The 23,824-nt window shown below is 68.5% G+C and carries 21 protein-coding genes and 2 tRNA genes; 16 read left to right on the top strand and 7 right to left on the bottom strand.

Features of this window, described 5'->3' with window-relative positions; all coding sequences use genetic code 11:
- Positions 1–17: 17 nt before the first annotated feature.
- Both G528_RS0108585 and G528_RS16945 read right to left on the bottom strand, forming a co-directional pair.
- A complete protein-coding gene (locus G528_RS0108585; protein ID WP_035719474.1) occupies positions 18–503 on the bottom strand; it encodes a DUF4262 domain-containing protein in 486 nt (161 codons plus the stop codon).
- Positions 504–617: 114 nt separating this feature from the next.
- The gene (locus G528_RS16945; RefSeq protein ID WP_245569725.1) at positions 618–2,369 is read right to left on the bottom strand and encodes a DUF222 domain-containing protein; all 1,752 of its coding nucleotides are present in this window, start codon (positions 2,367–2,369) and stop codon (positions 618–620) included.
- Positions 2,370–2,515: 146 nt separating this feature from the next.
- Between G528_RS16945 and G528_RS18885 the strand changes: the two genes are divergently transcribed.
- The 10 genes from G528_RS18885 to G528_RS16960 all read left to right on the top strand — a co-directional run bounded on the left by G528_RS18885 (position 2,516) and on the right by G528_RS16960 (position 13,098).
- Complete coding sequence (locus tag G528_RS18885; RefSeq protein ID WP_281170345.1) at positions 2,516–3,277, top strand: glutaminase; 762 nt, start codon at positions 2,516–2,518, stop codon at positions 3,275–3,277.
- Positions 3,241–3,537 carry a glutaminase gene (locus G528_RS18890; protein WP_281170346.1) on the top strand — a complete coding sequence of 99 codons (297 nt, stop codon included), beginning with the start codon at positions 3,241–3,243 and terminating at the stop codon, positions 3,535–3,537. Before G528_RS18885 ends, G528_RS18890 begins: the two co-directional genes overlap by 37 nt.
- 39 nt (positions 3,538–3,576) lie before the next feature.
- Positions 3,577–5,490 (top strand): DNA primase, encoded by a 1,914-nt coding sequence (gene dnaG / locus G528_RS0108600; protein WP_026918613.1) that lies wholly within the window; start codon positions 3,577–3,579, stop codon positions 5,488–5,490.
- An 86-nt stretch (positions 5,491–5,576) separates the two neighbouring features.
- The gene (locus tag G528_RS16955; protein ID WP_035719476.1) at positions 5,577–7,595 is read left to right on the top strand and encodes an OPT family oligopeptide transporter; all 2,019 of its coding nucleotides are present in this window, start codon (positions 5,577–5,579) and stop codon (positions 7,593–7,595) included.
- Positions 7,596–7,611: 16 nt separating this feature from the next.
- Positions 7,612–7,685, top strand: a tRNA-Ile gene (locus G528_RS0108610).
- A gap of 142 nt (positions 7,686–7,827) precedes the next feature.
- Entirely contained in the window at positions 7,828–9,000 is a 1,173-nt protein-coding gene (locus G528_RS0108615; RefSeq protein WP_026918614.1) for a sensor histidine kinase, read from the top strand.
- Complete coding sequence (locus G528_RS0108620) at positions 8,997–9,638, top strand: response regulator transcription factor (RefSeq protein WP_026918615.1); 642 nt, start codon at positions 8,997–8,999, stop codon at positions 9,636–9,638. The genes G528_RS0108615 and G528_RS0108620 overlap by 4 nt, the downstream gene beginning before the upstream one ends.
- 135 nt (positions 9,639–9,773) lie before the next feature.
- On the top strand, positions 9,774–10,526 hold the full coding sequence (locus tag G528_RS0108625) for an ABC transporter ATP-binding protein (RefSeq protein ID WP_156890404.1): 753 nt from the start codon (positions 9,774–9,776) through the stop codon (positions 10,524–10,526).
- The gene (locus G528_RS0108630; protein ID WP_026918617.1) at positions 10,523–11,893 is read left to right on the top strand and encodes an ABC transporter permease; all 1,371 of its coding nucleotides are present in this window, start codon (positions 10,523–10,525) and stop codon (positions 11,891–11,893) included. Before G528_RS0108625 ends, G528_RS0108630 begins: the two co-directional genes overlap by 4 nt.
- 65 nt (positions 11,894–11,958) lie before the next feature.
- A complete protein-coding gene (locus G528_RS16960) occupies positions 11,959–13,098 on the top strand; it encodes an NAD(P)-binding domain-containing protein (RefSeq protein ID WP_051198573.1) in 1,140 nt (379 codons plus the stop codon).
- Here the strand turns inward: G528_RS16960 and G528_RS0108640 are convergent.
- On the bottom strand, positions 13,067–13,849 hold the full coding sequence (locus tag G528_RS0108640) for a thioesterase family protein (protein ID WP_035719524.1): 783 nt from the start codon (positions 13,847–13,849) through the stop codon (positions 13,067–13,069). The two genes, G528_RS16960 and G528_RS0108640, sit on opposite strands and share 32 nt — an antisense overlap.
- 135 nt (positions 13,850–13,984) lie before the next feature.
- Between G528_RS0108640 and G528_RS0108645 the strand changes: the two genes are divergently transcribed.
- Positions 13,985–14,608, top strand: coding sequence for an HdeD family acid-resistance protein (locus G528_RS0108645; RefSeq protein ID WP_035719478.1), 624 nt, complete (start codon positions 13,985–13,987; stop codon positions 14,606–14,608).
- A gap of 80 nt (positions 14,609–14,688) precedes the next feature.
- Here the strand turns inward: G528_RS0108645 and G528_RS0108650 are convergent.
- The 3 genes from G528_RS0108650 to G528_RS0108660 all read right to left on the bottom strand — a co-directional run bounded on the left by G528_RS0108650 (position 14,689) and on the right by G528_RS0108660 (position 16,646).
- Positions 14,689–14,760: transfer RNA gene (locus G528_RS0108650), tRNA-Asn, on the bottom strand.
- Positions 14,761–14,827: 67 nt separating this feature from the next.
- Positions 14,828–15,517 (bottom strand): GntR family transcriptional regulator, encoded by a 690-nt coding sequence (locus tag G528_RS0108655; protein WP_026918620.1) that lies wholly within the window; start codon positions 15,515–15,517, stop codon positions 14,828–14,830.
- The gene (locus tag G528_RS0108660) at positions 15,507–16,646 is read right to left on the bottom strand and encodes an acyl-CoA dehydrogenase family protein (RefSeq protein ID WP_026918621.1); all 1,140 of its coding nucleotides are present in this window, start codon (positions 16,644–16,646) and stop codon (positions 15,507–15,509) included. The genes G528_RS0108655 and G528_RS0108660 overlap by 11 nt, the downstream gene beginning before the upstream one ends.
- Positions 16,647–16,758: 112 nt before the next feature.
- On the opposite strand from G528_RS0108660, the gene G528_RS16965 reads away from it, so the two are divergent.
- Complete coding sequence (locus G528_RS16965; protein ID WP_245569726.1) at positions 16,759–17,499, top strand: hypothetical protein; 741 nt, start codon at positions 16,759–16,761, stop codon at positions 17,497–17,499.
- Here the strand turns inward: G528_RS16965 and G528_RS0108670 are convergent.
- The gene (locus G528_RS0108670) at positions 17,492–18,751 is read right to left on the bottom strand and encodes a TetR/AcrR family transcriptional regulator (protein ID WP_026918622.1); all 1,260 of its coding nucleotides are present in this window, start codon (positions 18,749–18,751) and stop codon (positions 17,492–17,494) included. The two genes, G528_RS16965 and G528_RS0108670, sit on opposite strands and share 8 nt — an antisense overlap.
- A gap of 201 nt (positions 18,752–18,952) precedes the next feature.
- Between G528_RS0108670 and G528_RS0108675 the strand changes: the two genes are divergently transcribed.
- The 4 genes from G528_RS0108675 to G528_RS16970 all read left to right on the top strand — a co-directional run bounded on the left by G528_RS0108675 (position 18,953) and on the right by G528_RS16970 (position 23,814).
- Complete coding sequence (locus G528_RS0108675) at positions 18,953–19,750, top strand: enoyl-CoA hydratase-related protein (RefSeq protein WP_026918623.1); 798 nt, start codon at positions 18,953–18,955, stop codon at positions 19,748–19,750.
- A gap of 85 nt (positions 19,751–19,835) precedes the next feature.
- Entirely contained in the window at positions 19,836–21,434 is a 1,599-nt protein-coding gene (gene fadD5 / locus G528_RS0108680; protein ID WP_026918624.1) for a fatty-acid--CoA ligase FadD5, read from the top strand.
- Positions 21,435–21,645: 211 nt separating this feature from the next.
- On the top strand, positions 21,646–22,776 hold the full coding sequence (locus G528_RS0108685) for an NDMA-dependent alcohol dehydrogenase (protein ID WP_026918625.1): 1,131 nt from the start codon (positions 21,646–21,648) through the stop codon (positions 22,774–22,776).
- 165 nt (positions 22,777–22,941) lie between these two features.
- Positions 22,942–23,814: a hypothetical protein gene (locus G528_RS16970; RefSeq protein ID WP_035719480.1), complete on the top strand. Its 873-nt coding sequence runs from the start codon at positions 22,942–22,944 to the stop codon at positions 23,812–23,814.
- Positions 23,815–23,824 lie beyond the last annotated feature (10 nt).

Raw genomic sequence — 23,824 nt, forward strand, 5'->3', positions numbered from 1 at the left:
CTCGTCGCTGTGATCGGTCAGGCGGCGTCCTCGGTGGGAACTCCGAGCAGCGGTTGGATGTGTGACGGCACCGAGTACCCGAACTGCCACGGATAGAGGCCGTTTTGATCGGGCCAGACCATTTGATCGGCGCGGAACCGGTCGCCGTAGAACAGGCGCGTCAACCGGAGGACGTCGGTGTCGATCGCGGTGACGAGCTGAAACCGGACGCGGCGGTTCAGGCTCTCCGACACGTGCGGAGAGCGGTACGGGGTCCCGCGGCAGTACTTCGACACCGACGTCTCGGCGGCCTCGCTGAGGACGCACGCCGCGAGCCGTGTCGGTAGTCCGGTGACGACCAGCTCGGGCAGGCCGTGTTCGGTGAGTCCCGTCGTATATGCGACCGGTGAATGCGCGGCATCGCCGAGGACGGCGGTCACGGCCCACCGTCCTGCGGCGATCTGCGCGGCCGCATCGTCGATCAGATCGTCGTGCCCGGTGCACCGGGGATCGAATTCGCACATAGCCCCTCCTGAATGATTCGATCGTATGTTCGATGTTTGTAGCGTACGGCGACGGTCTGACAGTCACGGTCGCCAGTGGTGACGGTCGTCCTGAGCTGGCCGCAGTGTTCGGCGTCAGAAGGGCGGCAGGCCGTCGTCGGTGGAGTCGAGTGCGGCGAGTGCTTGTTCTGCTTGGCGGTGGCGGCGGTTGATCGCGCGTTGTTGCATCCGGTATCGGTGTTTGGCCTCGAGACGGGTCCGTGTGCGTTTCGGTGCATTCTCGGCGTGTCTGGTTGTTCGGCGTGTCGCGTTGGTGGGCTCGCCGACTGTCGGGGTGTTGTGGTCGCAGGGCAGGAGCCCAAGCTCGGGGAGCAGCCAGATGTTGGCGGCCTGCCGCCGCACGGTGATGCCTTCCGGGGTGGTGAGCTCGGTCCACACGGTGCCGTGGGCGTCGATGACCTGATCGTCGAGCCAGCCGCGGGTGTGGGTTTTCAGGCCGTGGTGGAAGCGGCACTTGGGATTGAGGTTGCACGCACACGTCGGCCCACCCGACCCCGGATCTCGGTGGTTGTATTCGGTGACATGATCCAGATCGCACCGCCACGCAGGCCGATCACACCCGACCCACGAGCACGTCCCAAACAGGCCCCGCACCGCAGTGTCTAAGACGGCGGTCGGTCGGTACGGATTACCGCGCTGCGCCGTCCGGTCCAGGAGCCGACTGAGGTCCAGGTCCCGAGTCGTCGCGTCGGGGCGTTTCGCCAGGTCTCGGACGTGAGCCGCCGAGATGGGTCCGTAGCCGTCCAGGAGTGCCGGTGTGTGGGCGGTGCCGTCGAGGGTTTCTTGGCGGACCACGACGTGCAGGACGATGCTCGCACACCGGGCCGCCACATCGTGATCGGAGAGCTCAGCGGAACAATCGGCTCGTTCGCACGCGCAGGCGAACGGGGTGCCGGTCAGGCGGGCGACGGCCGCATCAGCACGTCGTTCTCCTTTGGTGCGCGGATCGTGCCTGCACACGCCGGCGATGACCGCATCGATGGTGTCCTTGCACAGGGCTGCGTCTTCGGTGGAGGTGGTGATGAGCAGTTCGGAGACCGTGTCGGTCACCGGCGCGACGAGGACCTTCTTCTGGGCGCGGGTGTCCTCGCGGGTGGTGGTGACCGCATCGGGGTCGTGTGCGGCCACGATGTGGGCGATGGTGTTCTCCACCCGGCGTGCGGTGAGCCCACCGATGACCGTGAGACGGTGAGCGGCCTCGGCATCGATGAACGCCAAGAGGTCGGGGTCCTCGATGAGGGCGGTTTGTTCGATGGCGCGGCGGAACCAGAACGGTGTCAGGACTCCGTCGCGCAGGAGGCGGCCGATGGCCGGGATGCGGTCGAAGCAGGCGAGGGCCTCATCGACGAAGCGTTCGGCGGTGCATTGCCGCACCCCGGCCGCCACGGCGTAGGAGGCGGCGATCTGACACAGCGGATCATAAAGCCGCGTGAACACATCACCGCCCCCGGCAGCATCGGCGGTGGTGTTGGCGTCGGCGGCAGCATTCGCCTCGGCGATCCGGTCGCTCGCGAGGTCGTAGATGGCCCGATACCGGTGCCACAAGACCAGGCCGTGGAAGGAGTCGGCGCGGGCGGCGAAGAGCATCATCGCCGCATCATCACGCCCAGCATCCCCGGCGCCCTCGGCACCCTGACCGGCCCCGACGTCCGCACCGCCCGCGGGGTCCGCTGCCCGGCCGGCCGCTCCGGCGGGCCGGGGGAGTCGGATCACCAACTCCTCATCGGTGATCGTCACCGACGGCTCCGCCAACTCGCCGGGCCCCCGCAACGCAGGACCGGGCCCGGGATTGCCCGGTCCGGGCGGAAAGATCATCGTCGCGGTCATAGCGTCCCCCCTGAAACCATCTCGAACTCGAACTATATCGAACTCATGTTCGATGATACTCCGACGGTCCGACACTTTCGGCCCGTCGACGGGTCGACCGATACATTCGACGGAGGCGTCGCCCGGGACGCCGGAGGGGAGAGTTCGTGTTCGACGATGTTCAGAACGTCGCACAGCGCGCGTACACCGGTTCGCTGCCGACCGAGGATCAGGTGCAGCGACTCGTGGAATCAGCGCACCGACGGTACGCGGAAGTGCACGAAGGGTTCGTCGCCGACTACATCCCGGTCCTCGCCGACGCCGATCCCGACTCCTTCGGGCTCGTCATGGCCGGAGTGACCGGGCAGTGCTTCGCCACGGGTGATTCCGACACCGTGTTCTCCATCCAATCGATCTCCAAAGCGTTCGTCTTCGCACTCGCCGTCGAAGCCATCGGCCACGAGGAGGCGCGCTACCGGGTGGGGGTCAACAACACCGGCATGGGCTTCAACTCGGTGGTGGCCGTCGAGATGAACGACGGCAGCCCGATGAACCCCATGGTGAATCCCGGAGCGATCGTCACCTCCGGACTCGTCCCGGGCACCGACATCGGGGAGAAGTGGGCGCACATCCACGAGGGCCTCTCGGCCTTCGCCGGACGGGAACTCGACGTCGACGAAGACGTCTACCGGTCGGAGATGGCGAACAACGAACGCAACCGCGCCATCGCCCACCTGCTGACCAGCTACGGCCGCCTCGACGTGGACCCCAACTACATCGTCGACGCCTACACGAGGCAGTGCTCCCTGCAGGTGACGGCGGCGGACATCGCGGTGATGGGGGGGCGACCCTCGCCGACGGCGGCATCAACCCCATCACGCGGGAACGCGTCGTGTCGGCCGACGTGTGCAGGTACGTCCTCGCGGTGATGGCATCGTGCGGGATGTACGAGCGTTCGGGGGAGTGGATGTTCGAGATCGGGCTTCCCGCCAAGTCGGGCGTCTCCGGCGGCATCGTGTCGATCGCACCCGGCAAGGGCGCGGTCGGCGCGTACTCGCCCCTCCTCGACAAGGCCGGGACCAGCGTCCGCGGGCAGCGGGCATGCGCCTACCTGTCGCGCGCCCTCGGCCTCAACCTCTTCGCCTCGAGCGTCCACGCGGAGGTCCTCGAAGAGGTCGTGAACTGCTGATGTCCCCGACTTCTCGACTCGGCGCATAGACTCGGTTCCGTGCCAGGCCGAATTCCCGATCGCGACATCGCCGCCATCCGCGAGCAGACGCGTATCGAGGACATCGTCGGCGAGTACGTGGCGCTGCGCCGCGCCGGCGCCGACAGCATGAAGGGGCTGTGCCCGTTCCACGACGAGAAGACGCCGTCGTTCCACGTCCGACCCAACCACGGACACTTCCACTGCTTCGGATGCGGTGAGGGCGGCGACGTCTACACGTTCCTGCAGAAGCAGGAGCACATCAGCTTCGTCGAAGCCGTCGAACAGCTGGCGGGCAAGATCGGCTACGGCATCTCCTACGAGGGCGGCGGTGCCGCGATCCGACGTGACCGCGGCACCCGTGCGCGGCTCGTCGCCGCGAACGCCGCGGCCCAGCAGTTCTACGCCGAGCAACTGCGGACGCCCGAAGCGCAGAAGGCCCGCGACTTCCTCACCGACCGCGGTTTCGACGGTCACGCCGCCCAACGGTTCGGCTGCGGATACGCGCCCGCAGGCTGGGACACGATGACGACGTCGCTGCTCAAGCAGGGATTCGTATTCTCCGAGCTCGAAGCCGCCGGACTGTCGAAGCAGGGACGCAAGGGGCCCATCGACCGATTCCACCGACGCCTCCTGTGGCCCATCCGCAACCTCGCGGGCGACGTCATCGGGTTCGGCGCCCGCAAACTCTTCGACGACGACAACCTCGGCAAGTACATGAACACGCCCGAGACGATGCTCTACAAGAAGTCGCAGGTGCTGTTCGGTCTCGACCTGGCGAAACGCGACATCGCGCGCGGCCACCAGGTGGTGGTCGTCGAGGGCTACACCGACGTGATGGCGATGCACGAGGCCGGCGTCACCACCGCGGTCGCCTCCTGCGGGACCGCGTTCGGCGAGGACCATCTCGCCCTCATCCGCCGGCTCATGATGGACGACTCCTACTTCCGCGGTGAGGTGATCTACACCTTCGACGGTGATGAGGCCGGGCAGGCCGCCGCACTCAAGGCCTTCGAAGGCGAGCAGTCGGTGGCCGGGCAGACGTTCGTCGCGGTGGCCCCGGACGGTATGGATCCGTGCGATCTGCGTCAAGCCTCCGGAGACGCGGCGCTCCGCGACCTGATCGCGCGGCGGATCCCCATGTTCGAGTTCGCGATCCGGGCGCTCATCGGCGGACACGACCTCGACACCGCGGAGGGGCGGGTCGGCGCACTGCGGCAGACCGTCCCGGTGGTGGCGCGGATCCGCGACGTCGCGCTCCGCGACGAATACGCTCGCCAACTCGCCGGCTGGGTCGGCTGGGACGACGTCGCCCAGGTGCTCTCGCGGGTCCGCGGGGAAGCCAAACGCGGTGGTCGCGGACGTTCCGCGGGACGCCCCGGTCCCGGGGCTTCGCGGATGCGACCCGAAGCGATGTCGGCGCCGCCGACGGCCCGACCGCTGCCGAACGATCCGCGACTGTGGCCGCAGCGTGAAGCACTCAAAGCCGCACTGCAGTACCCGGCGATCGCGGGCACGGTCTTCGACTCCCTGCCGGGGGAGTGCTTCACCGACAGCAGTTACGGCGCCATCCGCGAAGCCGTCGCGCAGGCGGGCGGTGCGGCGAGCGGTCTGGGCGGCGCGTCGTGGGTCGACGCCGTCCACCACCGGGTGATCGACGAGCCGACGCTTTCGCCACTGGTCACCGAGCTGGCGGTGGAACCGATGCCGGTGGAGGAGGATCGGGTCCCGCAATACATCACCAGCGTGCTCGCGCGGCTGCAGGAGGTGTGGGTCGGCTCGCAGATCGCCGACATCAAATCGCGGCTGCGGCGCATGTCGCCGGGCGCCGACCCCGACGGTTACAACGCGCTGTTCGGCGACCTCGTCGCACTCGAGGCGTACCGGCGCAGTCTGCTGGAGCAGGCCGTCGACGCCGGCGCCGACGCCCTCTAGAAACCCCGTCCGCCGAACGGCCCGCACCGCGGGGTCGTAAGGTTTCACTCGTCCTGGCCGGTGTGCCCGGGACGGGAAGGGAGACGATGTCGACACCGGTGAGGACCTCGGTCCGTGAGCTGACCGTTCGAAGTGTGATCCTGGGCGGTCTTATCACCCTGGTGTTCACCGCCGCCAACGTGTACCTGGGTCTCAAAGTGGGTCTCACGTTCGCGACGGCGATCCCCGCGGCCGTGATCTCGATGTCGGTGCTCCGGTACTTCCGCGATCACTCGATCATCGAGAACAACATCGTCCAGACCATCGCCTCGGCGGCAGGCACCCTGTCGGCGATCATCTTCGTCCTGCCGGGACTCATCATGATCGGCTGGTGGACGGGCTTCCCGTACTGGGTCACGGCCGCCGTGTGCGCGTTCGGCGGCGTCCTGGGCGTCATGTACTCCATCCCGCTGCGCCGCGCCCTCGTCACCGGCTCGGACCTTCCGTACCCGGAGGGGGTCGCCGCCGCCGAGGTCCTCAAAGTCGGGGACACGTCGGGGACCGACGCCGAAGTCGAGGCGGCCGCCGCCGCGAACCGCGGGGGTCTGGCGGCGATCATCGTCGGTTCGGTGGTCTCGGCGCTGTTCACGGCGGTCGGCGCCATGAAGCTGTTCGCGACGGAGGTGGCCGTCGCGTTCCGGATCGGGTCGGGCGGCAGCATGGTCGGCGCGAGCCTGTCGATGGCGCTGATCGGGGTCGGTCACCTCGTCGGTGTGACGGTCGGCATCGCGATGCTGGTGGGATTGGTGATCTCGTTCTTCATCGTCCTGCCGATCCAGAGCTGGGGAGACCTCGGCTCGGGCGGTCTCCTCGACTCCGTGGAGGGACTGTTCAGTTCCGACGTCCGCATGGTGGGTGCCGGTGCGATGGCCGTCGCCGCCGTCTGGACGCTGGTGACCATCATCGGCCCCATCGTCCGCGGCATCGTGGAGGCCGCCGCCAGTGCTCGGACCCGGCGGTCGGGTACGCACGTCGACACCGTCGAGCGCGACATCCCCATCAACTACGTCGCTCTCACCGTCGCGGTGACGATGGTGCCGATCGGATGGCTGCTGTGGGACTTCCTGGACGGGACCGCGTTGGTCGGCAGTGCCGGCGGGATACTCGTCGTCAGCATCGTCTTCATCGCCGTGATCGGGTTGGTCGTCGCCGCGGTCTGCGGATACATGGCCGGCCTCATCGGTTCGTCGAACAGCCCCATCTCCGGGGTCGGAGTGCTGGTGGTGTTGTGTGCCGCGCTGCTCATCAAGGTGGCGCACGGCGGTGCCGAGGACGCCGACCAGACTCAGGCGCTCATCGCGTACACGCTGTTCACCGCTGCCGTCGTGTTCGGTGTCGCGACGATCTCGAACGACAATCTGCAGGACCTCAAGACCGGTCAGCTCGTGGGTGCCACACCGTGGAAGCAGCAGGTGGCGCTCATCGTCGGCGTGCTGTTCGGTTCGGCCGTCATCCCGCCGGTGCTCGGCCTGATGAACACCGCGTTCGGGTTCGACGGCGTCCCCGGCGCCGACCCGGACAAGGCGCTCGCCGCACCGCAGGCTCAACTCCTGCAGACGTTGGCCAAGGGCGTGCTCGGCGGCGACCTCAACTGGTCTCTCATCGGTGTGGGTGTCGCGATCGGCGCCGGCGTGATCCTCGTCGACGAGGTGCTCAAACGGACGAGCCGATTCTCGTTGCCGCCGTTGGCGGTCGGAATGGGCATGTACCTGCCGATGGCGTTGACCCTCATCATTCCGGTCGGCGCCTTCCTCGGCCTGTTCTACAACCGGTGGGCGTCGCGCGATGCGGACGACGCGGAACGCCGGAAGCGACTCGGCGTCCTCCTCGCGACGGGCCTCATCGTGGGGGAGAGCATCTGGGGCGTCGTATACGCCGCCGTCGTGGCGGGCTCCGGTGAGGAGTCGCCGTTGGCGGTGATCACCGGGTACGGCGACTGGTCCCAGCTCGTCGGCGCACTGGTGTTCGTCGTCGGAATCGGTGGGCTGTACCGCTATCTGCGCTCGTCGGCGGTGTCGACGGCCCCGACCGGTCCTGACCACGGCGGCGGTGGGTCGGGAGGGTAATCTCGGTTCGACTCAGGGGGCGATAGCTCAGTCGGTTAGAGCCGCTGACTCATAATCAGCTGGTCGCGGGTTCGAGCCCCGCTCGCCCCACGTCAGGCCCGGGCCGCCGGTTCCCGCGTCACTCGATCGCGTTCGCGGCCGGTTGAACGGCCGCGGACGTGCCGCGGTGACGCGGGAAGCGCGGTGGGCGGGGGAAGCGTCGGCACGGGGAAGAGCGTGGCACCGTAGAGGGATGATGAGACTTCGCGATCCGCTCGCGTCGAGCACGCTGCCGCTCCGTTCGGCGGTCGGTGATGCGACGCTCGGTCTCGTCGTCGGACTGCTCATGTGGGCGACGCAGGACGGCCTGGGGCCGGTGCAGCGGGCCGTCGCGGTCGCGGTCGGCGCCGCCCTGATGTTCCGTCGGTCGGCGCCGACGCTGATGATCGTCCTCGCGATCGGCTCGGCGGTGCTGCAGGTGATGACCCGTGAGATCGCCGACGTCCCGTCGGTGCTGTACACGGTCCTGTTCTACACGGCCGGACGGCATCCGATGCGCGGTGTCCGCTTCGGTGCGCTGGCGGTGGCCGTCGTGGGGTCGGGGGTAGCGGCCGCCGTGTACCCGTACGCGTCGTTCCAGCAGCCGTTCGACGACGGACCGGGGTTGAGCACCCACATCCTCGACTTCATGGGGATCGCGGCCCTCCTGGTCGGTGCCTGGGCGATCGGTTTCGTGGTGTTCCAGCGGCGCAGCGTCGAGGAGGCTCGTGTCGCCGAACAGATCGCCGAACTGGAACGTCGTCGCGTCGTGGATCTGTACGACGAACAGTCACGACGGTCCAGCCTCGCCCGTGACATGCACGACGTGGTGGCGCATTCGTTGGCGGTCGTCGTCGCCCAGGCCGAGGGCGCGCGCTTCGCGCTGGACGCCAGTCCGGAAGCGGCCAAGGACGCCCTCGCCGTCATCGCCGACACCGCCCGCCAGGCCCTCGCCGACGTCCGCAGCGTGCTGGAGGAACTGCGGAGCACCGAATCCGCCGCGCAGGCCACGCGCACGGACCGCGACCAGCTCTACGACCGCATGCGGGCGGCGGGGATGAAGGTCGAGGTGTCCGAGAGCGGCGACGGCGACGCCGCGACACCCAATCTGGTGCGGGTGTCGCTCGCGATCCTCACCGAGGCGCTGACGAACGCGCTGAAATACGGTGACCTGACCCGGCCCGTGCACATCGACATCGACTGGACCGCCGGATGCCGGATGACGGTCCGCAACGCGCTCACCTCGCAGCCGCTCGCGCCCGGCGGAGCCGGTCACGGAGTGACCGGCATGCGCGAACGCGCCGAACTCGCCGGCGGTACCCTGACCAGCGGCGCCGTCGCCGACGGCTGGCTCGTCGACCTCCACATCCCGGAAGGACACCCATGATCCGCGTCGCGCTGGTGGACGATCAACCCCTGTTCCGGGGCGGGATCGCCATGATCCTGACCAGCCAACCCGACGTGGAGGTGGTCGCGCAGGAGTCGTCGGCGATGAACCTCGCGCAGATGGTCGCCGAGAGCCGGCCCGACGTCATCCTCATGGACGTGCGGATGCCCGGCATCGACGGCATCACCGCCACCGGAACGCTCCTGGCCGAACTCGGCGACGCCGCGCCGAAGATCCTGGTGCTCACGACGTTCGACGTCGACGAGGCCGCCGCCCGCGCCATCGAGGCCGGAGCGAGCGGTTTCGTCCTCAAGGACGCCCAGCCCGACTTCCTGTTGGCGTCGGTGCGCGCCGTCGCCGACGGCAGCCAGGTGGTCGCGGCGTCGGCCACCCGGCAGCTCTTCGAACGGCACGGGACGCGCGGTGCGGCACCCGGGCCGGAATACGAGTCGCTGACCGCGCGGGAGCGCGAGATCCTCGTGCGGGCGGCGCGCGGCCTGTCGAACGCCGAGATCGCCGCCGCCGAATTCCTCTCGGAGGCCACCGTGAAGACCCACATCTCGCGGATTCTGGCGAAGCTCGCTCTGCGCGATCGGGTGCAGCTCGTCGTCTACGCCTACGAACACGATCTCGTGTGACGCCGGACAGCGCTGTCGCCGGCCGCGCATACATCTCGAGGATGACGCCGAACCATCCCCGAGGCTGATCGAACTGGTCCCGGCGGCCGATGTGTCCATGCAGGTCACGCTCATAATCTCGAGGGCATGAACCACATGGAGAACCCCAGAGCAGCAGTCGTCATGCGGCACGTGTCGCGAACCTACGGCGACCCCGCCAACCCCGTCCACGCGCTCCGCGACGTCTCGGTCGACATCCGGAGCCGCGAGTTCACCGCCGTCATGGGACCGTCGGGGTCGGGGAAGTCGACCCTGATGAACGTGATGGCGGGACTCGACGAAGCGGACTCCGGCCAGATCTGGTTGGACCAGACGCCGATCGTCGGTCTCGGCGACACGGCGCGGACGATCCTGCGGCGGACGCACGTCGGCTTCGTCTTCCAGTCGTTCAACCTGATCCCGACGCTCACCGCCGAGGAGAACATCCACCTGCCGTTCGTCCTGGCCGGGCACACCCCCGACGCGGCGCAGCGGGCGTGGATCTCGCACCTCATCGGGTCCCTCGGACTCCGCGACCGGCTCGGACACCGGCCGGCGGAGCTGTCCGGCGGGCAACAGCAGCGCGTCGCCATCGTCCGGGCCCTGGCCGGGCGTCCGACGATCATCCTGGCCGACGAGCCGACCGGTGCGCTCGACACCCGGACGGGCCGCGAAGTCCTGTCCCTGCTGACCACGTCGGCGCGCGAGTACGGGCAGGGGATCGCGATGGTGACACACGATCCGGTGGCGGCCTCGTACGCCGACCGCATTCTGGTGCTGGCCGACGGACGGATCGTCGGCGAGTACCGCGGCCTGAATCCGCGCCAGATCTCCGACCTCCTCATCAACCTCCAGGGGGTGGCGGCGTGAAGGCCACCGACTACCGGCTGACCGTCGGGTCGCTGCGTGAGCTGTCGACCGTCGGCGTGGTCTGCGGCCTGGCGTCCGCTTATGCCGGAGCGGTCTTGACCGCCAGTGACTTTCTGCAACGCGTGGGCGACGAGACGGCCGGGGAGCTGGGAGCGCTCCTCGGCGTGGTCTCGGGCGTGTTCATCCTGATCGCTCTCTTCGTCTCGGGACTGGTGATCAGTAACGGCGTCGACACCGTGATCGCGGGTCGCACTCGGCAGCTGGAACTGTTGCGGCTCATCGGTGCCGGAGCCGACCAGTTGCGAGCGAGCCTGGTTCGCGGGGTGATGAAGGTGGCCGCCATCGGATCGGTCATCGGACTGGCCGTGGGGGTGGGCGCCGCGGACGCGGCGCGGATCGTCATGGTGTCGCGCGGCACGCTGCCGCGGATGCACTACACCGTGCTCCCGATGACCACGGTCATCGCGGCGGCCCTGGTGGTCGGTATGGCGGTGCTCGCCACCCTGGTCGGTGCACGGTCCACGCTGGCGGGCGCCTCGCTCGGCGCGCGACGTCGATCGTTGCGGTGGCTTCGCGTCCTGGCCGCCACCGCGTTGGTCGGCTTCGGCGTCTTCCTGATGATCGTGGCGTGTGTGCTCGGCGAGTTCGGGGTGATGGGGGGCTTCTTCGCGGCGTTCTTCGGTGCGGCGTTCACCTCGACGGGCCTGCTGATCGGTGCGCGCATCGTCGTGCCGTCGGCGGTCGCCGCCGTCGGGCGCCTGCTGGGGAGCGGGCCGGCGGCCGTGCTGGCACGGAAGAACTCGGTCGCGGATCCGGCGCGCACCACCCGTTCGACGATCGGCCTGTTCATCGGCGTCACCCTGGTCACCACGGTGGTCGCCGGGATGTCGTCGCTGCAGAAGTCGATCGACAGCTGGGAGATGCCGGCCGACCAGGTCGAGGACACACGGCAGATGATGCAGATGACGACCTGGGTGCTGGTGGGGATGATCGTGATCTCGGTCGTCATCGCCGCCGTCGGTTTCGTCTCGACGATGTCGCTGACGGTGATCGGCCGCACCAGGGAGATCGGGGTGCTGCGGGCGATGGGGTTCACCGCGAAGCAGGTGCGCGGCACCATCACCCTGGAGTCGATGGCGCTCTCGGGCACCGCGATGGTCGGTGGACTCGGTCTGGGGGTGCTGTTCGGCGCGGTCGGCAGCCAATCGCTGATCGGGTCGATGACGTCGGGATTCCCGATCGGACTGCCGTTGGGCGCCTTCGTCGCGATCGTCGCGGGCACCGTCGTCCTGGTCCTGGTGTCGGCGCTGCCGCCGAGTCGACGCGCCGTGTCGGTCTCGCCGGTCGACGCGCTGGCGATCGCGTGACCCGGCAGGGATGATCCGGCAGGAATGTTCTGTTGGGGGATCGGGTTGCCGGGAGTATGGACGGCATGACGGATGCGGCCGGCGCCGCTGCGATCGACCGGCGGGTCGTCGTGGTCGGCGCCGGCCAGGCCGGTCTGTCGGCGGCCCACCATCTGCAACGGCAGGGGCTGCGGGCGGGGACGGACTTCGAGGTCCTCGACGCCAACCCGACGCCCGGCGGCGCGTGGAGCCACCGTTGGGACGCCCTGACCTTCGACCTCGTCAACGGAGTGCACGATCTGCCGGGTTCGTCTCTACCGCCGGCCGACCCGCAGGAACCGGCCCGCGACGTCATCACCCGGTACTACGGCGACTACGAGGACGAGATGGGTCTGCACGTCTCGAGACCGTGGCGCGTGGCGTCGATCGAGGCGTTCGACGGGCCCGCCGCGTGGGGTGATTCGCAGTGCTTCGACCTCACGGCGCACGGTCCGTCCGGCGTGCGGCGATACCGGGCGGGAGCGGTGATCAGCGGCACCGGCACGTGGGACCGGCCGTATGTTCCGCACTATCCGGGCCGGTTCGCCGGACGGCAGCTGCACACCCGGGACTTCACCGCACCCGAGGACTTCACGGGGCAGCGAGTGCTGGTGGTCGGCGGCGGGATCTCCGCGGTGCAATTCGTGATGTTGCTCGACGCGGCGGGCGCCGAGCCGATCTGGTCGACCCGCCGTCCGCCCCGCTGGCGCGACGAACCGTTCGACGCCGCATGGGGGCGGACCGTGGAGGAGTCGGTGGCGGCGCGCACCCGTGCGGGGCTGCGACCGTTGAGCGTGGTCGCGACCACCGGACTGCCGAGCGGCCCCCGCTACCGGGCGGCCGTCGCGAGCGGTCTCCTGCAGTCCAGGGGGCCGATCGACCGTCTGCTGACCGCCGGCGTCCGATTCGTCGACGGAAGCAGCGAGCCGCTGGACGCGATCATCTGGGCGACGGGGTTTCGGGCGTCTCTCGGGCATCTGCGACCGCTGCGGATCCGTGAGCCGGGCGGCGGCGTGATGATGGCCGACGACGACGTCTCGGTGATCAAGGCACCCGGTCTGTTCCTGGTGGGGTACGGCCGGAGCGCATCGACCCTCGGTGCCACTCGCGCCGGACGACGGGCGGCCCGCGCCGCGATCGCCGCGACCCGCGCGGCTACCGAGGACGCAGTGTCAGCGACTGGTTGAGCGTCCCGAACGGGCCGTCGACGTCGTGCAGGACGCTGCTGGTGAGACCGACCCCGCCGGGACCGAAGGAGACGACGGTGTCGAAGCCCAACCAGCGGCCGGCGGGTTCGCGAAACAGATGGGCGGTGAGGTCGATGTTCGGGTAGGCGAGCAGGTCGGGGGAGATGCGTGTCGCCATCCCGTTCGCGATGTCGAACAGTCGCGCGGCGTGCGCCGTCGGCGCCACCGGCTCGTCGAGCAACGGGTGGTCGGAGCGCACCCAGTAGGCGGCTCGACCGGGCTCGGCGTGCCCGCGTCGAACCTCTGCCGAGGCGATGAATCCGCCCGCCCACACCGTCGTCGGGTCCCAGGGCGCCATCGCATCGACCGGTGGAATCGCCGGGAACGTGGTTCCGGCGACGTCGGCGGTGTCGCCGGGCGCTGTGAACCAGGCGCGCAGTCGGGCGGCGGGGCGCCCCTCGTGCGTCAGGACCGCTTCGAGCAGCTCGATGGTGCGGCCCGGCCGCAGCACGTCGACGCTCACCTCGACGTCGTCGACGGGCAGTACACCCAGGATGTCGACCGACAGGCGTCCGGGCACGAGTTCGCCGCCCCGTGACCGGTGGTCGGCGACGGCCGCGTGCGTCAGCAGGCCGATCGACGGGGCGATGTGCTGTTCGTCGAGCGACCATGCCCCCTGAACGTGGGTGGTCGGCCGATACCGGCCGTCACCGAGGCGGTGGAAGTAGGGGTCGGGGGTCGTGTCGTCCACGACGGCCACTGTAGCGGTGCGCCAGCCGACGTTCGGGTGATCGGCGCCGCTGCCGGGTGGAGCCGACTAGTGTGTGATGCGTACCCGCCGCGCCGACGACGGTGCGCTCCGACGGACCGAGAGGTCGTGCGTCCCATGACATTCGAAGACTCCACTGCTCGCGATCCATTGGGCGCGGCGAGGGCGGCGCTGACCGAGGTCGCGCACCGGACCTGGCAGTCCCTCCTGGGGATCGGCGTCGTCTCCGTGCTCCTCGGGGTGATCGTCCTCGTGTGGCCCGCGCCCACGCTGCTCGTCGCCGCGATCCTGTTCGGCGCCTACCTGCTCGTGTCGGGCGTATTCCAGATCGCCGCCACGTTCGGCGTGCAGGCGGTCAGCGGCTGGTGGCGTCTGCTGACCTTCATCTCGGGTGTGATCTCGGTGGGCCTGGGGTTCGTCGCCTTCCGGAACATCGCGGCCTCGGTGGTGCTGCTGGCGATCTGGATCGGCATCGGTTGGGTGTTCCGCGGGTGCGCGAACCTCGCCGTCGCCGTCGACATGCCGAAGGGGACTCCGGGACGCGGATGGGCGATCTTCCTCGGTGCGCTGACGCTGATCGCCGGCGGCGTTCTCGTGACCTCGCCGATCGACACCATCGGCACGCTCGTCGTGGTCTCCGGTGTGATGCTCGTGGCCGTCGGCGTGTCCGAGATCGTCAACGCACTCGCCTTGCGGTCGCAGCTGCCGACGATCGCACGGTACGCCGCGAATGCGCAGTGAGAATACGCACTGACAGTGCGCCCGGAGAATACGGCCGAAGAAGCAAAAGAACCCGCTGTCACCAGCGGGTTCTTTGTATGCTCCCCCAACTGGATTCGAACCAGTAACCGCTCGATTAACAGTCGAGTGCTCTGCCGTTGAGCTATGGGGGAATGCTCGTCGCGAACGAGATCAGACTCTACTGCATCATCTCAGCAACGTGCAAAACCGCTGACGGTGCTACTTTTCGCGCCAGATCGCGGTACCCGACAGGTGTGCGGTGAGACGGGCGGCGCCGTCGGTGAACTCTCCGCGGATGGATGCCGCGGCCGCGTCCGGGTCGCCTGCCCGGTAGGCGTCGATGAGGGCGTCGTGGCGTGCCAGCGTCGCCGCGCCCCACTCCGGGTCGGACGCGAACAGTTCGTGCGGCGTGTACCGGGTGGTGCTCATGAGGATCCACGCGAGCTTCGCGTTCCCGCTCACCTGATTGTGCGCACGGTGGAACTCGAACTCCGCGAGCGCGATGCCCGCCGGGTCGGCGTCGGCGACCGCACTGCGCAGGCGGGTGTTGGCCCACTCGAGTTCGCCGATCTCCTCGGGGGTGATGACGGCGGCGGTCCGTCGCGCGATCCGCGCGGCGGCTTCGCCCTGCAACCAGAACAGGTCCTCGACGTCTGTCGGCGTCAGATCGGCCACCTCGTACCCGCGATGGGGTGCGAGGTGGACCATGCCCTCTCCGCGCAGCGTGAGCAGTGCCTCGCGGACGGGCGTGACGCTGACGCCCAACCCCGTGGCGGTCTCGTCGATCCGGATCCGATCGCCGGGCAGATACTCGGCGGTCATGATCCGGTGTCGCAGGATCGACGCGACCTCGTCGGACAGCTGCGGCCGATGCCGCAGCCGTCCGACGGGCGAGGGATCAGAGGCCATACGTCTTTCCGATGATGTCGCGCTGGATCTCGTTGGTTCCGCCGTACACGGTGGAGATGATCGCCGTGCGCATCAAGCGTTCGGCGTCGAACTCCGTGGCGTAACCGTATCCGCCCATCATCTGCATGCCGTCGATGGTCATCGCCTTGCTGACCTCGGTGGCCTTCAACTTCACCATCGCGGCCTCCCGCGGCATCATCTTCTCGGGGTGCGCGTCCGCCTGCCGGGCGAGGCTGTAGACGAGCTCACGCGCACACGCGATCTCGGTGGCGTGGTCGGCCATCCGATGCCGCAGGGCCTGGAAGCTGCCGACCGGTCGACCGAACTGCTTGCGTTCGGTGATGAACGCGAGGGTGTCGTCGAAGGAGCGGCGCGCCAGGCCGACCTGCATCGCGCCGAGGATCAGACGCTCCGTGTTGAGCCCGGACATCAGCTGCTTCCACCCGTTGTCGACCTCGCCGACCACGTACTCGTCGGGGATGAAGCAGTCGGTGAAGTACAGGTCGTTCACCTCTTTGCCGCCGAGCGTGTCGATTCCCTTGATCGTGAGTCCGGGAGTGTCGGCGGGAACGTGGAACTGGGTGAGGCCCTCGTGTTTGCCGCCGGACCGGTCGGTGCGGGCGATCAACAGGATCGACGTGGAGATGTGAGCGTTGGAGCACCACGTCTTCTGACCGTTGATCTTCCAGCCTCCGTCGACCTTCTCCGCGCGGCAGGTCAGGGCGCCGACGTCGGAACCCGCTTCGGGTTCGGACATCGAGACCGAGAGGGAGTCGCCGGCGACCACCCCGGCGAGCACCTTCTCGCGGAGCGCGGGGGCGGCGAACTTCGCGTATGCGGCCGCGGTGATGAGGGTGGGGCCGATGGCACCGATCGGGGCCATCGCGCGGGTGGACTCCTCGAGGAAGATGCACATCTCGACGTTGCCCGCGCCGGCGCCGCCGAACTCCTCGGGCACGTTGATCCCGGCCCAGCCGAAACCGGCCATCTTGCGGTACAGGGCGTCGGAGTGGGCCTCGCGACCGTTGTCGGTGAGCGCATTGCGCTGCTCGCGGGTGCCGACTTCGCGGCGACAGAAGTCGATGACCGACTCGGCGAAGGCGGACTGCTCGGTGGTGAACTCGACCATGGTGGGTCTCCTGACTGGATGGATGTCGACGATTCCCTCTCTTCCTACCACATATATTTGATATCTGTACCCGTGGTCGGGGTCACAGACTGCTGTGGCTAGATTGGTGAGCATGGCTGACCCCAGCGCCCCAGATCCCAGCGACCCAGACCCCGGTAACCCAGACCCCGGCGACCCGGATTCCGGTAACCCCGACGCCGGTAACCCAGAGGGCATGCCGACCGACCGCGAGGCGCTCCTCGCCGAGAACCGTGCCCGGCGCGCCCGGATCCGCGATGAGGAGGCGGAGAAGGACGGGTCGGACGGTGAGGAGGGGGAGTCGGGCTCAGCTGAGTCCGCGGCCGAGACGTCGAGGCCGCAGCGGCGAGTGGTGATCGGCCTCGCCGTGCTGTCGACGCTGCTCGCCGTCGCGGTGGGAGTGCTCGCGTACCTCTATGTCGCGGCCGACGACTCCGCGGCGGCATCGAATGCGGACCACGACACGGTGATAGCGCGCGCCGAGAAGTACGCGACCACGGTCCTGACCTATTCATCGGGGGATTACGGCGACCTCGACGCGCGGATCCGCGCCATCTCCACCCCGGAGTTCGCCGACCGCTACATCTCCTCGTCCCAGGAGGCCCGCAAGGGCAACGACGCGGTGGAGGCCAGCGGCACCGCCAAGGTGTCGTCGGCGGGTGTGATCTCGCAAGACGACTCGACGGCGAAAGTGCTCGTCGCCGTCGACCAGCATGTGAAGACCCCGCTGGCGCCGTCGGTGGGGCCCGACGGGATCGACTATCAGTCGCGCGTGGAGATCACGTTGGTCCGGGAGGGTGACGACTGGAAGCTCTCGGATCTCGAGGTCATCTGACCGAGCGGGGATCGGCGCCGAGCATCACGGCGGCGCACAGGTGGCCGACCGTCTCGGCGCCGACGCCGGCGTCCCGAGCGGGCAGATCGCCGGCGACGGTGAGGGCGGCGTGCACCAGGAGGCGGGCCGCCGAGCCGCTGATGTCGGGGCGGGCGCGCTGCAACCAGGTGGACCACTCGTCGATGTTCGTCCGCTGCTGGCGGCGCAGTGCCCGCAGGTCGTCGGGCGCGAGTGCGCCGCGTTCGCTGAGGAACACCGTCATGATGTCCGGGTCGGCGACGCACAGTGCGCTGTACTGCCGGGCGAGGGCGACCACCGCCTCGCGGGGGGTCGCCGCCTCTGCCAGACCGGCGGAGATCGCCGCCGTCGTCCGCGCCGAGGCCCGCCAGAACGCGGCGGTCAGAATGGCCGCCTTCGACTCGAAGTGGCGATAGACGCCGGAGGCCGGCAGGTCGACGGCCGCTCCGATCTCCTCGAGGGTGACCTCGCCGTATCCGCGGCGTGCGAACAGGGAGATCGACTCGCTGAGGATCGCCTCCCGCCGACCGGCCGGAGCCAGTCCCGGCCCCGCTTCGGTCGCGTCGGCCGGCATCGGCGGGGTCAGGGTCGCGAGCCGGTCGGCCGCATCGCAGAGGACGTCCATCGCCGTGCGCCTCGACGTTCGGACCCGGTGGGTGACGGGGCTGGCGACCACCGACAGGATCGCGGTCGCCAGCACATCGGCGCGGCCACCTGTTGCCCGGTCCTCTGTTGCCCGTTCCCCTGTTGCCTGTTCCCCTGTTGCCCGGTCCTCTGCGGCGGGGTCGCATGCGTGCACCAGATCGCGGACCCGCCGGTGCACCGCCGATCCGCCCGCGGCGATGGGGCGGCGATCCTCGGGGGCCAACAGGCGGGCCTCCCAGCGGTAGAGGCTCCCGGCTGCGCGCTTCTCCCACGTAAACGCCAGCAGTGCGTGCAGGAGCCGGTCGAGTTCGACGCGGGGGTCGGGGCACGCTTCGACGGCGTCGGCCGCCGCCGTGAGCTGTTCGGAGAGTCGGAGGGCGGCTGCCGCGAACAGGTCGTACTTGCCGCTGAAGTGGCGGTAGAGCGCCGGGGCGGAGATGCCGACCTCTTCGGCGATCTCGGTGAGACGAGTCGCGTGATAGCCGCGAGCGCTGAACGACTGCGCCGCGACGGAGAGGATCTCGTCGCGGCGATCGGGGGGCCGTCGACGCGGTCGGTCGGCGGCTGCCGCGGGGCCGCCGGAAGTCATGGGGACCGATGATAGCGAATCGGGATAATCACCGAAGTCATTTCTAAGACGACTGATCAACGCTGGTCAGAATAAAAATGTATCGTACTAAGTTAATCGCAATTCTCATGACGCAGGTCACTTCTGCTGCTACGGTGGTGCCCATTCGGTCCGGACCGGCGAGGGATGGTCGACGCATCAGTGCGTCGAGTGAGGAGTGCGATGATCAGCGAAGCGCGATTCGACGACGGCGTGTGGGACGGCATCGACGATCGCGGCGTCGCGCTCCTGGAGATCGACCGTCCCGACCGGATGAACGCACTCGACGGGCCCGCCTCCCGCCGGATCATCGGAGTCTGTGAGCAGTGGGCCGGGCGCGATGACATCCGCGTCGTGGTGCTGCGGGGGCGCGGCGGATCGTTCTCCGCGGGCGCCGACGTGGCGGGCATGGCCTCCGACGCCGCCGCCTCGGGCGGCTTCGACGAGGCCGCGTCCCGCGCGATCATCGAGAACGGTTCGACCCTGGTTCGTGCCGTGCGCGGACTCGCCGTCCCCGTGGTGGCCTCGATCGACGGCCCGGCCGTCGGGATCGGGGCGTCGCTCGCGGTTGCGGCAGACCTGCTGTACGCCACGCGCCGCTCGTACTTCCTGCTCGCCTTCGTCAACATCGGCCTCATGCCGGACGGTGGCGCGTCGGCCGTGTTCGCGGCGGCGATGGGACGTGCTCGAGCGAACGCCCTCGCGCTGCTCGGGGAGAAGCTGCCCGCCGACGAGGCCGCCGCGCACGGGCTCATCAACACGGTCGTCGACGATGCGGACGCGCTCGACGCCGCCGTGGAGCATGCGGTGTCGCGCCTCGTCGCCGCATCGCCCGACGCCCTCGCACTGACCAAGTCCGCGCTCGACGAGCACGCGCTCGGCGGTCTCGACGCCGCCCTGCAACGTGAGATCGCCGGCCAGACCCGACTGCTCCAATCGCCGCACTTCCAAGCCGCCTTGGCCGCATTCGGTCGAGGGTGAGCGAGACGCCCGACTGCCGGCGAATTCAAGCCCGACGGAACTTCTATGCACGAACACACGGACACGAACACACAGAGGAGACAAGATGACCAACCCCTTGGGTCTCGACCTGACGGCCGAGCCGTTGCGGTCGCGGCGGAATCACTGGAACAACCAGGTCCAGCGTCATGCGGCGATGCGTCCGGACCATGACGCCCTACGCTTCATGGGCAAATCGACGAGCTGGAAGGAGCTGGACGACCGGACGCGCGCGTTGGGAGCCGCTCTGCTCGACCGGGGGGTCGAGTTCGGCGACCGGATTCTGTTGCTCATGCTCAACCGGACCGAGTATGTGGAACTGACCATGGCGGCGAACCTCATCGGCGCCATACCGGTCCCGGTCAACATCCGCATGGCTCCGGCCGAGATCGGCTTTCTCGTGTCGGACTCGGGGGCGAAGATGATCGTCACCGAGACGATGCTCGCGCCACTGGCGGACGCCGTTGCGCAGATCACCGGAACCATTGAGACGATCATCAATGTCGGCGAGTCCGCCAACGATGCGCACGTGGATTACGAGGGGCTCGTCACGTCGAGCACGACGCCGCTCCCGGACATCGACATTCCGGAGGACACCGTCGCGCTGATCATGTACACCTCCGGGACCACGGGCAAGCCGAAGGGGGCGATGCTCACGCATCAGAACCTGCAGGCACAGGCGGTCACCTGTCTGCCGCTTCTGGACACGGATGCCGACAGCGTCGCATCATGCGTCGCGCCGATGTTCCACATCGCCGGCTTGGGATCGATGACGGCCACCATCTACATGGGTGCCACCACGGTGATCCATCCGCTCGGGAACTTCGATCCGGAGCAGTTGCTTGATCAGCTCGAAGCAGAGGGGACCACGTCGATCTTCCTCGTGCCGGCGCAGTGGCAGGCGGTGTGTGCGGCGCAGCAGGCCCGTCCGCGTGACCTCAAGCTGACCCTCACCAGCTGGGGGGCCGCGCCGGCATCCGACACCGTGCTGCGGGCGATGGCCGAGACCTTCCCCGACGCGAAGAACATCGCGGTCTTCGGGCAGACCGAGATGTCGCCGATCACCTGCGCGCTCGAGGGCAAGGATGCATTGCGCAAACTCGGTTCGGTCGGCAAGGTCGTCCCGAACGTCACCGCTCGCGTGGTGGACCCGATGATGAACGACGTCGCACCGGGTGAGGTCGGCGAGATCGTGTATCGGGGTCCCAGCATGATGGTCGGGTACTGGCAGAACCCGGAGGGCACGGCCGATGCGTTCGCCGGCGGCTGGTTCCACTCCGGCGACCTCGTCCGGCAGGACGAGGAGGGCTTCATCTACGTGGTCGACCGCGCCAAGGACATGATCATCTCCGGCGGCGAGAACATCTACTGCGCCGAGGTGGAGAACGCCCTGTTCGGGCACCCCAAGATCAGCGAGGCGGCGATCATCGGACGCGCCCACGAGAAGTGGGGCGAGGTGCCGGTGGCCGTCGTCGTCCTCGCCGAGGGGGTCGACGACCTCACCCTCGAGGAGATGGAGCCGTACCTCAACGAGAACCTCGCGCGATTCAAGCATCCGAAGGACCTCGTGGTGGTCGACGAGCTGCCGCGCAACGCCGGCGGCAAGGTGGTCAAGCCCACGCTGCGCGAGACCTACGGCAGCAAGGACAGCGGGCTGGAGCACTGACGCCGGGCTGGGGCACTGACGCCGGGCTGGAGCACTGACACCGGGTGGTGAGTGACGCCACGACGCACGGCCGACTGGAACGTGTTCCATTTTTGTCGGCGAGTGACTACGCTCACCGACAGACGCGGCAGTCGCCGTGAGTCACCAGCGAGATGGCGCTCATCCACGAGACACGATGGGCGGCAATGGGATCGAAGTGAGGGATATGACTGTGAAGACCAAGGGTGCGATCCTGCGCGAGCACAACAAGCCGTGGCAGATCGAGGAGATCGAGATCGGCGACCCCAAGGCGCATGAGATCAAGATCCGCATGGAAGCCGCCGGCATGTGCCACTCGGATCACCACCTGATGACCGGTGGGATCCCGATGGCCGGATTCCCGATCCTCGGGGGTCACGAGGGCGCCGGCGTCGTCGAGGAGATCGGCGACGGCGTCACCGACTTCGAGGTCGGCGACCACGTGGTGCTCTCGTTCATCCCCTCGTGCGGCAAGTGCCGCTCGTGCAAGGCGGGCGTCGCCAACCTCTGCGACTTCGGTGCGATGCTCCTGCAGGGCGAGGCGGTCTCGGACAACACCTTCCGCATCCACACCGCAGCCGGCGAGCCGGTCTACCCGATGACCCTGCTGGGCACCTTCAGCCCGTACATGGTCGTTCACGAGGCGTCCGCCGTGAAGATCGACAAGGACATCCCGTTCGAGGTCGCAGCGCTGTGCGGCTGCGGCATCCCGACCGGCTACGGCTCGTCGACCCGCAGCGGCGACGTGCGCCCCGGCGAAGACGTCGCCATCGTCGGCGTCGGCGGCGTCGGCACCGCGGCCCTCCAGGGTGCCGTGCTCGCCGGCGCCCGGAACATCTTCGCCATCGACCCGGTGGAGTGGAAGCGCGAGCAGGCGCTCAAGTTCGGTGCCACCCACGCCTTCGCGACCATCGAGGAGGCGATGAACGATCTGGGCAACGCCACCGAATGGGGCATGTGCCAGAAGGTGATCGTCACCGTCGGCGAGGTGCACGGCGAGGACGTCGACACCTGGCTGTCGATCACCGCGAAGAACGGCACCTGCGTGCTCACGGGCATGGGCAACATGGTCGACAACCAGGTCACCCTGAACCTGGCGATGCTCACCCTGCTGCAGAAGAACCTGCAGGGCAGCATCTTCGGCGGCGCGAACCCCAAACTCGACATCCCGAACCTGCTGTCGATGTACAAGATCGGGAAGCTCAAGATCGAGGAGATGATCACCCGGCAGTACAGCCTCGATCAGATCAACGAGGGCTACCAGGACATGCTCGAGGGGAGAAACATCCGCGGCGTCATCCGGTACACCGACGCCGATCGCTGACCCGGAGCACCGCTCGACCGGAGGCCGCAGACGCGCAATGCGTCTGCGGCCTCCGGCGTTTCGGTGCCGTGAACGCGGGTTTGCGGTGATCGCCGAGTATGCGCCGATTACTCTGATCAGGTCCATGTTCGGAGCCGAGTCCGAGCACCGGGTTCAAGGGGAGCAATGGCAGGCAGTGATAAGTCCCGTGCACAGCGCGGTGCGCAGGTCGCAGAGCAGCGGACCACGAGCGGAGGTTCCTGGCAGGCGTCACCGGAGGAGAAGCGCACGGCGCTGACCCTGCGGCTCGTCGCGTGCGCGCTCTGGGCGGTCGCGATCGGACTCGAGCTGTTCACGATCTTCTGGGTCCTCCGACAAGACCCCGTCGTCCTGTGGCTGCTGATCGTGATGGTCGTCGTCATCGGCGTGTTCGCGGTCGGCGGCTCACTGCTGTGGAAGCGGGCCAACCGGTACGACCCGGCGTCGAAGAAGGACACCGTCCGATTCTTCGTGCAGAACCAGCTCGGCGTCATCATCACCGTCATCGCGTTCCTGCCGCTGATCGTCCTGATCTTCCTCAACAAGGACATGGACTCGAAGCAGAAGGGCATCGCAGGCGGCCTCGCCGTCGCCGTCGCCCTCGTCGTCGGACTGGTGAGCGTGGACTGGGATCCACCGTCGACCGAGCAGTACAGCGTCGAACAGAACGTGGTCCAACAGCTGACCGGCAAGGACGAGGTGTTCTACAGCAAGGGCGGCAAGGTGTTCCACGTGTGCGCCGACGTGCCCGACCTGAGCCGGTCGACACCGTTGAGCGGAACCGTGTCGGAGGCCCACCAGGCGGGCAAGGAGCGGTTGACCAAGAAATGGGTCTCGGAGGCCACCAAGAACTGCGGCATCCCGGTGGAGCGCGTCGATGAGATCCTCGCCGGTGTCGACGATGTGACCAGCACGCTCGACGACGATCAGTTCACCACCGACCCCGAAGGCCGTCCGCAGGTCCGCGGGACGCAGCAGCCGACCGCCGCACCGTCGGCATCCGAGGCCGGCACTCCGTGACTGCCCGGGA

This window comes from Gordonia shandongensis DSM 45094 (assembly GCF_000423025.1).
Lineage (GTDB): Bacteria > Actinomycetota > Actinomycetes > Mycobacteriales > Mycobacteriaceae > Gordonia > Gordonia shandongensis.

Bases quoted from the DNA above. Each gene is read 5' to 3' on its own strand.
- G528_RS0108585 (WP_035719474.1), bottom strand. From the start codon at position 503: ATGTGCGAATTCGATCCCCGGTGCACCGGGCACGACGATCTGATCGAC.
- G528_RS16945 (WP_245569725.1), bottom strand. From the start codon at position 2,369: ATGACCGCGACGATGATCTTTCCGCCCGGACCGGGCAATCCCGGGCCC.
- G528_RS16955 (WP_035719476.1), top strand. From the start codon at position 5,577: ATGTCGACACCGGTGAGGACCTCGGTCCGTGAGCTGACCGTTCGAAGT.
- G528_RS0108615 (WP_026918614.1), top strand. From the start codon at position 7,828: ATGATGAGACTTCGCGATCCGCTCGCGTCGAGCACGCTGCCGCTCCGT.
- G528_RS0108620 (WP_026918615.1), top strand. From the start codon at position 8,997: ATGATCCGCGTCGCGCTGGTGGACGATCAACCCCTGTTCCGGGGCGGG.
- G528_RS0108625 (WP_156890404.1), top strand. From the start codon at position 9,774: ATGGAGAACCCCAGAGCAGCAGTCGTCATGCGGCACGTGTCGCGAACC.
- G528_RS16960 (WP_051198573.1), top strand. From the start codon at position 11,959: ATGACGGATGCGGCCGGCGCCGCTGCGATCGACCGGCGGGTCGTCGTG.
- G528_RS0108645 (WP_035719478.1), top strand. From the start codon at position 13,985: ATGACATTCGAAGACTCCACTGCTCGCGATCCATTGGGCGCGGCGAGG.
- G528_RS0108655 (WP_026918620.1), bottom strand. From the start codon at position 15,517: ATGGCCTCTGATCCCTCGCCCGTCGGACGGCTGCGGCATCGGCCGCAG.
- G528_RS0108660 (WP_026918621.1), bottom strand. From the start codon at position 16,646: ATGGTCGAGTTCACCACCGAGCAGTCCGCCTTCGCCGAGTCGGTCATC.
- G528_RS16965 (WP_245569726.1), top strand. From the start codon at position 16,759: ATGGCTGACCCCAGCGCCCCAGATCCCAGCGACCCAGACCCCGGTAAC.
- G528_RS0108670 (WP_026918622.1), bottom strand. From the start codon at position 18,751: ATGACTTCCGGCGGCCCCGCGGCAGCCGCCGACCGACCGCGTCGACGG.
- G528_RS0108675 (WP_026918623.1), top strand. From the start codon at position 18,953: ATGATCAGCGAAGCGCGATTCGACGACGGCGTGTGGGACGGCATCGAC.
- fadD5 (WP_026918624.1), top strand. From the start codon at position 19,836: ATGACCAACCCCTTGGGTCTCGACCTGACGGCCGAGCCGTTGCGGTCG.
- G528_RS16970 (WP_035719480.1), top strand. From the start codon at position 22,942: ATGGCAGGCAGTGATAAGTCCCGTGCACAGCGCGGTGCGCAGGTCGCA.